Raw genomic sequence first — 8,351 nt, forward strand, 5'->3', positions numbered from 1 at the left:
GCGACCTGGCCGGCAGCCATGTTCGACAGCATCTTGGGGATCATGAACGGGCTGACCTTGTTCTTCTCCATGAAGGAGGCGTGCTGCTCCTCCCAGGTGATCACCCCGCCGATCCCGCAGCCGAACGCGATGCCGACGCGGTCGCCGAACTCCTCGGGGTCCTCGCCGGTCGGCAGGTCAAGACCCGATCGGTCGATCGCTTCGCGGCTGGCCAGGAGCGCCAGCTGCACGAAGCGGTCGAGCCGCCGAGCGGCACGCCGACCGATCTCCTCGGAGGGATCGAACTCGGGCGTGCGGCAGGAGACGGTGACGTCGAGGCCGGCTTCCTCCAGCGTGGGGTCGTGCGCTGCGGCGGGGGTCCCCTCCAGGACCGTCTTCCACGCCGCGTCGACGTTGGCCCCTCCGGGAGCGAACAGGCCGATGCCGGTGACGACGATCTCGGGCTGTTGACGGTCGGTCACGTTTGCACCTTCTGCTTCTCTTCGATCTTGGTCACGGCGTCTTCGACCGTGCGGATGTCCTCGGCCTCCTCGTCCTCGATCTCGACGCCGACCTCTTCTTCGAGCGCCAGCGTGAACTCGACCAGGTCGAGCGAGTCGAGGTCCAGGGATTCGAACGTGGCGTCGGGGCTCACGTCCTCCTCCGGCACCTGGAACGTGTTCACGAGGATGGACTTCACGGTCTCGTACAGCTCCTGGTTCATCGTTGCTCCTCTCGGTTACGGACTGGTTCTGGGTGTGTCGGTCACATGCCGGCACCGCCGTCGACGGGGATCACCGCTCCGGTGATCGCCGCGGCCTCCTCGGATGCGAGGAACCTCACGGCAGCCGCGACCTCCTCGGCCGCGACGGGCCGGCCGATCGGAGTGCGTTCGAGGTAGCTCTCGAGCAGATCGTCGGGGAGTTGGTCGGTCATCGACGTCTCGACGAACCCGGGCGCGACCACGTTGACGGTGACGCCCTTCCCGGCCAGCTCGCGGGCAAGCGACTTGCTGAACCCGGTCAGCGCGGCCTTGGCCGCGCCGTAGGCGCTCTGGCCGGCGTTGCCGCGGAGGCCCACGAACGAGCCGATGTTGATGATGCGGCCCCTGCGGTTGCGGACCATCGGGCGGAGCGCAGCACGGGCGATCAGGTACACCCCGCGCAGGTTGATCGCCATGGTGCGGTCCCAGCGTTCCGGCGTCAGCCGCATCAGCAGGTCGTCGTCGGCGATCCCGTGCGCCGTGACGACCACGCCGAGGTCGCCGAGCTCGCCGGCGCGGTCGACGGCGGCGTCGACCTGGTCCTCGTCGGTGACGTCGAGTTGGATCGCCTCGGCCGTGCCGTCGCAGGACGCGGCCACCTTCTCGGCTCCGTCCTGGTTCGACGCGTACCCGACCAGCACCGCCATGCCCTGGGCGGCCAGGGCGCGGCACGTGGCCGCCCCGATGCCGCCGCTGCCGCCGCTGACGATCGCGACCAGGTCGCTCACGGGGTCACCTCCGGGTCTCCGTCGGGGAAGGTCACCAGGCACGAGGCCCAGGTCAGGCCGGCGCCGAACGCGGTGAGCAGGACGGTCGCCCCCGCCGGGAGCAGGCCCTGTTCACGCGCGTCGACCAGCGCCAGGGGGATCGAGGCGGCTGAGGTGTTGCCGTAGCGGTCCACGTCGATGAACGCGCGATCTTCGTCCACGCCCAGCCGATCCGCCACCGCGTTGAGGATACGGGCGTTGGCCTGGTGGGCGACCAGCAGATCGATGTCGTCGATGTCCATCCCGGCCCGTTCCAGCACCGACCGAGCCGACGAGGTCATGCGGGTCACCGCGTGCTTGTAGATCTCGCTCCCGCTCATGGTCAGGTAGTGCTGCCGCTCGGCGACGGTCTCCTGGCTGGCAGGGTTGCGGCTACCCCCGGCGGGGATGATCAGCGCGTCGGCGAGGTCACCGTCAGAGCCCATCTCGAAGGGTCCGAGCGTGCCTCCCCCGCTCTCCGCGGCCAGCACGCACGCGCCGGCGCCGTCGCCGAACAGCACCGCGGTGGAGCGGTCCTGGTCGTCCATCAGCCGGGTCATCGCCTCGGCGCCGATCAGCAGGATCGGCCGGGGGTCGTAGGCGGTGACGGTTGCGGCCGCGACCGACAGCCCGTAGACGAACCCGCTGCACGCCGCGCCGACGTCGAACGCCGCCACGTTCGTCCCCAGCTCCGCTGCCACGATCGGGGCGGTCTGGGGGCAGACGTAGTCCGGTGTGGTGGTGGCCACGATGATCGCGCCGAGCTCGTCGGCGTCCACGCCGGCTTCGGCCAGGGCCGCCACGCCCGCCCGGACGGCCAGGTCCGAGGTGGCGTCGTCTTCGGCGATGCGGCGCCGCTCCACGATCCCCGTGCGGGTGCGGATCCACTCGTCGCTGGTGTCGAGCGCCTCTTCCCAGTCGTGGTTGGTGATCACCTCGTCAGGGACCGCGACCCCGAGCCCGACGATGCCCACCGGGAGCTGACCGGGGGCCAGACCGGCCCGCGACGGGCGTTCGGTGGTCAGCGGGATCGTCATCGACGGACTTCCTCTCCGGGTCGCTCTCCAGGTCGCGCTGTGCAGGTCGGCATCGTCATCACGTCCATCGTGTTCATCGTGTTCCGGGTCGTAGGTGGGCGCGCCGCGGTCATCCCTCCTCGCTCTTGCGGATGCTCGTCGCGGCCGAGATCGCCGCGTCGAGGTCGTCGGGGGTCCCCACCGAGACGATCTCGATGTCATCGGACAGGGTCCGGCGCGCCAAGCCGGAGAGGACGTCTCCGGGACCGGCCTCGATCACCAGCCGGGTCTCCATGGCCGCCAGACGTTGCTGGACCTCCCGCCAACGAACGGGGGACAACACCCCGTCGATGATCACTTGCCGGACGTCGTCGGCCGTGGTCACCGGTTCGGCGGTGGCTCCAGAGACCAGCGGGACGTCGGGGTCCACCATCTGCAGCTCGTCCAGCCGCGTCTCGAGCCGGTCACGGGCTGACGCCATCAACTCGGTGTGGAACGCGCCCTCCACGTCGAGGTCGCGGACCCGCCCGCCGGCCTCCTGACAGGCGTCGGCGGCCGCGTCGACCGCGTCGGGAGGCCCCGACACGACGACCTGGTCGGGGGCGTTGTCGTTGGCGACGATGACGCCGTCGATCCCGGCGATGGCCTTCTCGACGGCGTCACGGTCCAGCCCCAGCACCGCTGCCATCTTCCCCGGGTTCTCCGACACCGCGTCGGCGAACGCACGGCCGCGCTCGATCACCACCGCCGCGCCGGCGGGCACCGACAGAGCGCGGGCAGCGACCGCGGCGGCGATCTCACCCAGGCTGTGGCCGGCGACCACGTCGGGGGTGATCCCCGCGTCGCGGAGTGCCCGCCACGCCGCGAGATCGACCGCGAACACCGCTGGCTGGGCCACGTCGGTGGCGGCGCACGCCTCCGGGTCGTCGGCGAGGCCGACGAAGTCGTCGAAGCCAGCGACGCGACCGACCTCGGCGAACGTGGAGAAGGCGCTGTGGCCGCGCCACGCTGAGGCCATCCCTTGGCGGTGCGACCCCTGCCCGGGGAAGACCATCGCGATGCTCATCTGGCGGATCCTCTTCCTCCTGACGGCTCAACGTCGAACGTCTGGTCCGGCGTCTGGTCCGGCGTCTGGTCCGGGCGTGGGCCGGGCCGATCGTGGGAACGCGGACACAGACGGCCAGCCCGCAGCGATCAAGACCAACGTTTCCGGACCCAGCCGTGGGTGTCAACGTCCGAACGCGGACCTTCGTGAAGTCCCCGACGACACATCCGACGTCCGAGGGGGTCGCTTCGTTGGCTCACCGGGCGACGCCTCCGCTCCCACCCGACGTCGCCACCAGCGGCAGGTCCTCGTCGAACCAGCGGGCCAGTCCTCCCGCCATCGCCTCGGCGTCGAACCCCTCGCGGCGCAGCAGCTCGGCTGCTTCCTCGCTCCTGCTCCCGTCGCGGTCGACGGTGATGATCTTCCGGCCGGCGCTGATCTCGCCGAGCCGTCCACGCAGCTCGTCGAGCGGGATGTGGTGGCCCGCCTCGATGTGGCCGGCATCCCACTCCTGGCCGCCGCGGACGTCGATGATCTGCACCAGTCCTCGCTCGGCGTACACCTGCTGCGGTTCCACGCGCGATCCCCATCGGTCGTCTACGGCCAGTGTGCGCGAGGTCGGGCGCCCTGGCTGCCCCGGTCGGACGGGGCGAGATGGTCGCTGCGGCGGTCGGCGCCCGTCCCCGGCGCGGTCGGCGCTGTACGGTCGGCCGGCTCGGCAGGGAGGTGCGAGGTGCAGGTGGGGGTCGGGTTGCCCGCCAACATCCCCGGCACGACCGGCGCGACCGTTGTGGACTGGGCACGCGCTGCCGACCAGACGCCGTTGTCGACCCTGGCCGTGATCGACCGGATGGCGTACGGCAACTACGAGCCGTTGGTCGCGCTCGCGGCCTGTGCCGGCGTGACCAGCCGGATCCGGCTCGCGACGACCGTGTTGGTCGCACCCATCCGCGACGCCGGGCTCCTCGCCAAGCAGACGGCCAGCATCGACGCGTTGTCCGGCGGGCGGCTCACAGTCGGGTTGGGGATCGGCGGCCGAGAGGAGGACTACCTGGCGGCAGGCTCCCAGGTGGACTTCCACCGCCGCGCCCCTCACTTCGAGGAGCAGCTGGAGATCCTGAGACGGGTGTGGAGGGGCCAGCCGCCGGTCGAGGAGGTCGCTGCGGTCGGCCCGCCACCGTCACGGCCGGGTGGACCCGAGGTCCTGATCGGCGGGTACTCGTCGCCTGCCGCCCGCCGGGCGGGACGGTTGGCGGACGGCTTCATCGCCGGCGCGCTGCTGCCCGCGCAGGCGCGTGAGCTCTACGACGAAGCTGTGACTGCCCGGCAGGGGGCTGGCCGGGCAGGCCAGCCCCGGTTCGTGGGCTGCGGGTACTGGGCGTTGGACGACGACGCCACGGTCGAGCGGGGCCGCGACTTCCTGCGCGATTACTACGCGTTCGCCGGCGAGCGGGCGGAGCGGATCGCGGGACAGATGCTGGCGTCGACCGAGCAGATCCGTGACCGGCTCGCCGCCGCAGCCGACGTCGGCATGGACGAGATCATCCTGTGGCCGTGCGTCGCGGACCTGTCGCAGCTCGACCGGCTGTCGGAGCTGGTCGGGGAGTGGGAGGCCGATCACAGCCGGCTGGCGTGAGCGGTCACAGTCCCGTCACAGGTACCTGCCCGGACGCTCGCGTGCCGCCTCGGACCCGTCCACACACGGGTGCTGGTCGCCCAAGCGCTCGCAGACGCGCGGGACCACGTCGTCAGCGAAGCGGCGGGCCTGGTCGACCTCGTCGCCGTCCAGCGGCCAGAACAGGAACGTGTCGAAGCGCAGTTCCTCGGCGTAGCGGCACAGCACGTCGACCCAGTGGTCGGTCGGGCCGGACAGGCGCTCACCCTCGTGGCGATCGGCATCCGGGTCCAGGCGCCCCATCAGGTTGTAGTTGCGCCCGACACCAGCCGGGTCGCGGCCGGCTTCCTGCGCGGCCTCATCGACGGTGCGCTGCATGTCGAGGATGCGTTCGGGCGGGGCGGAGGATGATGACACGGTCCAGCCGTCGGCGCGGCGGCCGACCAGCCGCAGCATCCGTGGGCCGTACCCGCCGATCCAGATCGGGATCGGTTGGTTGGGCACGGGGCCGGGGCGCGCCCCGTCGAGCCGGTAGTACCGGCCCTCGACCGTGGCGGACCGGCGGTCGCCGTCCCACAGCGCCTCGATCACGTCCAGGGCCTCGTCCAACGCGTCGACGGCGTCGCCGGGACCCCGCCGCGGACCGCCGTAGGCGGCGATCGCGTCCCACTGTGCACCGGCCCCGATCCCCAACTCGATCCTCCCGCCGGTGAGGTACGCGAGCGACGCGGCGCTCTTGGCCAGGACCTGTGGGCCCCGCAGTGGCAGGTTGGCCACGTTGGGCATGACGTGGACGCGGGCGGTGCGGGTCGCCAGGACCGTCAGCAAGGTCCACGTGTCGAGGTGGCGGCGGTGGTAGGGATGGTCCTGGACCGCCACGATGTCCAGCCCCGCGGCCTCCGCCACGGCGACGAGGTCGAACGCGAGGTCGAGCCGGTCGGCGCTGGGATCGATGTTGAGGCCGAACACGCAATCCTCCGGTGTTCCCGCTGCGTGGAACGTAGAGGACCCGGCCGGCGTCCACGCCGATCACGCCCGACCGGACACCGACGGTGAGGGTGAGCCACCGGTCACTGCGCGCCTCCGATCGGCTGGGCATAGTGGCGGTACCGGACGGGGTGGCGCCTGACGGAGGCGTCTGCGAGACGTCGAGGTCCCGCGGAGGTGGACGGAAGGTGGACGATCAGGCCCTGCCGTCCTCACCGACGGTGGCGTTCGTCCTCGGCGGCGGCGGGAACATCGGTTCCTACGAGGTGGGCATGCTCCGCGCGCTGCTCGAGCGCGGTATCCGACCCGACCTCGTGGTCGGGGCGTCCGTCGGCGCAGTCAACGGCGTTGCCGTGGCGGCCGACCCCACCGTCGAGATGATCGAGAAGCTCGCCGACGTCTGGCGGGAGTTGGAGAGCCACGACCTGTTCAGCGGCTCGCTCCTCAACCGCGCCGTGAACCTGCTGCGCACGGGGAGCCACGTGCACTCCAACGAGCCGCTCCGTGCCTTGATCGAGGGGATGGTCCCGCCCCGGTTCGAGGATCTCGCGGTGCCGTTCCAGTGCGTGGCGTCGAGCGTCGAGCAGGCCGCCGAGCACTGGTTCTCCAGTGGGTCGGTGGTGGAGGCTGTCCTCGCGTCGGCGGCGTCACCCGGGCTGCTCCCGGTGGTCGAGATCGACGGTGAGCACTTCCTTGACGGGGGGATCGTCAACAGCATCCCGATCTCCCGGGCGGTGGAGCTCGGTGCGTCGGAGCTGTACGTGCTGCACGTGGGGCGGGTGGAGCGCCCCCTCGAGCCGCCCACCAACGTCTGGGAGGTCGCGATGGTGACCTTCGAGCTGTCTCGACGTCACCGTTTCCACCACGACCTCGCCAGCCTGCCGGACGGTGTGGTCGCGCACGTCCTGCCGACCGGCGAGACCGACCCGCCGCGCTTCGACGTCCTCGACCGGATGCGTTACCGGGATTTCACGGACGCGGAGCGACGGATGGAGCTGGCGTACGAGGCCAGCTGCGAGGTGCTCGACGCCGAGCAGTTGGCGGGGGGGTGACAAGGCGGGAAGGCTCGACGAGCGCGGCAGCCTCACCGCGTCTGTGTCACCTTCTGCAGGCCCGGGGGATGGTCGGGGTCGATGCCGCGCAACCGGGCGAGGCGCCAGGCCAGCTGCTGCGCCCGCACGACGTACACCAGGGGCGTCAGCGGTTCGGGGATCCCGGCCGGCACGGCCAGCAGGGCGCCGTCGACCGGTAGGTCGGCGTCGGGCTGCGTCACCGCGGAGACGGTGGCGCCCCGCGCGCGCAACGCCGCCGCGGCCTCGACCACGTCGTCGAACGTGGGGCCGGGTGTGGCGTGGCAAAGCGCGTGCAGCTGCTGGCCAGCTACCGCGATCGGACCGTGGAGCAGGTCGGGGGGCGACCAGCCGGTGGCCAGCATCGACGTGGTCTCGGCGATCTTCAGGGCTGCCTCGAGGGCGACCGCGTAGAGGTAGCCACGTCCCACCGACAGCAGCCGTTGGGCGTCACGGAGGACCTCCGCCGCGGCGGCGGGCGCCTCGACGTCGGTGAGCAGCTCACCGACGACGTCCACGGTGCGGTCCCAGTCGGCGCGCGGCCAGCGCGGCGTCCCACCGAGCGCCTCCGCGAGGAGCGCGAACGCCGTGACCTGTCCGGTGAACGTCTTGGTGGCCGGGACCGCGACCTCCTGTCCGGCACGCAGGGCCAGGACCCCGTCGGCCACGTCCGCTAGCGGCGAACCCGCGTCGTTGGTGACCGCCAGCGTCCGCGCCCCGCACCCGCCCATCCGCTCGAGCGTCTCGACGATCTCCGGTGTGCGGCCGGACTGGCTCACCCCGACCGCCAGGAAACCGTGGAGGTCGGTCGTCACCCGGTACCGCGTGTGGAGGCTCGCGGCCGCCAGGGCCGCGTGCCGACCGCCGATGGCCTCCAGGGCGTACCGGGCGTAGACGGCTGCGTAGTCCGACGATCCCCGCGCGACGAGGACGGTGCCGACGTGCGGTCGCGGCAACGTCGCGGCGACGGTGGCAGCGATGTCGTCCCGGCGTGCCACCAGTCCAGCGATGACGTCGGGCTGTTCGGCCATCTCCTGGGCCATCACCGCCCCGGGGTGCTCGTGGTCGCGCTCGGTGCCTGTTGTCACGTCGCCTCCTCGGGCTGCATCCTCGCGAGGACCCCAAACGTC

General features: G+C 71.7%; 10 protein-coding genes. 2 read left to right on the plus strand and 8 right to left on the minus strand.

Features of this window, described 5'->3' with window-relative positions:
- The 6 genes from M3N57_11660 to M3N57_11685 all read right to left on the minus strand — a co-directional run.
- Positions 1–461 (minus strand): 3-oxoacyl-ACP synthase (locus tag M3N57_11660; GenBank protein MDP9023324.1); only part of this gene is annotated, 461 nt, incomplete at its 3' end.
- Entirely contained in the window at positions 458–703 is a 246-nt protein-coding gene (locus tag M3N57_11665; GenBank protein MDP9023325.1) for an acyl carrier protein, read from the minus strand. The genes M3N57_11660 and M3N57_11665, both read right to left, overlap by 4 nt.
- A 41-nt stretch (positions 704–744) precedes the next feature.
- Complete coding sequence (gene fabG / locus M3N57_11670) at positions 745–1,470, minus strand: 3-oxoacyl-ACP reductase FabG (protein ID MDP9023326.1); 726 nt, start codon at positions 1,468–1,470, stop codon at positions 745–747.
- A complete protein-coding gene (locus M3N57_11675; GenBank protein ID MDP9023327.1) occupies positions 1,467–2,525 on the minus strand; it encodes a ketoacyl-ACP synthase III in 1,059 nt (352 codons plus the stop codon). The genes fabG and M3N57_11675 overlap by 4 nt, the downstream gene beginning before the upstream one ends.
- Before the next feature lie 109 nt (positions 2,526–2,634).
- Entirely contained in the window at positions 2,635–3,570 is a 936-nt protein-coding gene (locus M3N57_11680; GenBank protein ID MDP9023328.1) for an ACP S-malonyltransferase, read from the minus strand.
- Between the two features lie 235 nt (positions 3,571–3,805).
- Positions 3,806–4,126, minus strand: a complete 321-nt coding sequence (locus M3N57_11685; GenBank protein MDP9023329.1) for a rhodanese-like domain-containing protein — start codon at positions 4,124–4,126, stop codon at positions 3,806–3,808.
- A gap of 156 nt (positions 4,127–4,282) precedes the next feature.
- On the opposite strand from M3N57_11685, the gene M3N57_11690 reads away from it, so the two are divergent.
- Positions 4,283–5,185, plus strand: a complete 903-nt coding sequence (locus M3N57_11690) for an LLM class flavin-dependent oxidoreductase (GenBank protein MDP9023330.1) — start codon at positions 4,283–4,285, stop codon at positions 5,183–5,185.
- Between the two features lie 15 nt (positions 5,186–5,200).
- On the opposite strand, the gene M3N57_11695 is transcribed toward M3N57_11690, so the two are convergent.
- The gene (locus M3N57_11695; protein MDP9023331.1) at positions 5,201–6,133 is read right to left on the minus strand and encodes an LLM class flavin-dependent oxidoreductase; all 933 of its coding nucleotides are present in this window, start codon (positions 6,131–6,133) and stop codon (positions 5,201–5,203) included.
- 206 nt (positions 6,134–6,339) lie between these two features.
- Between M3N57_11695 and M3N57_11700 the strand changes: the two genes are divergently transcribed.
- Positions 6,340–7,203: a patatin-like phospholipase family protein gene (locus tag M3N57_11700; protein MDP9023332.1), complete on the plus strand. Its 864-nt coding sequence runs from the start codon at positions 6,340–6,342 to the stop codon at positions 7,201–7,203.
- Between the two features lie 32 nt (positions 7,204–7,235).
- Here M3N57_11700 and M3N57_11705 read toward each other — a convergent pair whose 3' ends face one another.
- Positions 7,236–8,309, minus strand: coding sequence for an SIS domain-containing protein (locus M3N57_11705; protein MDP9023333.1), 1,074 nt, complete (start codon positions 8,307–8,309; stop codon positions 7,236–7,238).
- Between the last annotated feature and the right edge of the window lie 42 nt (positions 8,310–8,351).

This window comes from Actinomycetota bacterium (assembly GCA_030776725.1).
Classification (GTDB): domain Bacteria; phylum Actinomycetota; class Nitriliruptoria; order Nitriliruptorales; family JAHWKO01; genus JAHWKW01.

Bases quoted from the DNA above. Each gene is read 5' to 3' on its own strand.
- M3N57_11675 (MDP9023327.1), bottom strand. From the start codon at position 2,525: ATGACGATCCCGCTGACCACCGAACGCCCGTCGCGGGCCGGTCTGGCC.
- M3N57_11665 (MDP9023325.1), bottom strand. From the start codon at position 703: ATGAACCAGGAGCTGTACGAGACCGTGAAGTCCATCCTCGTGAACACG.
- M3N57_11680 (MDP9023328.1), bottom strand. From the start codon at position 3,570: ATGAGCATCGCGATGGTCTTCCCCGGGCAGGGGTCGCACCGCCAAGGG.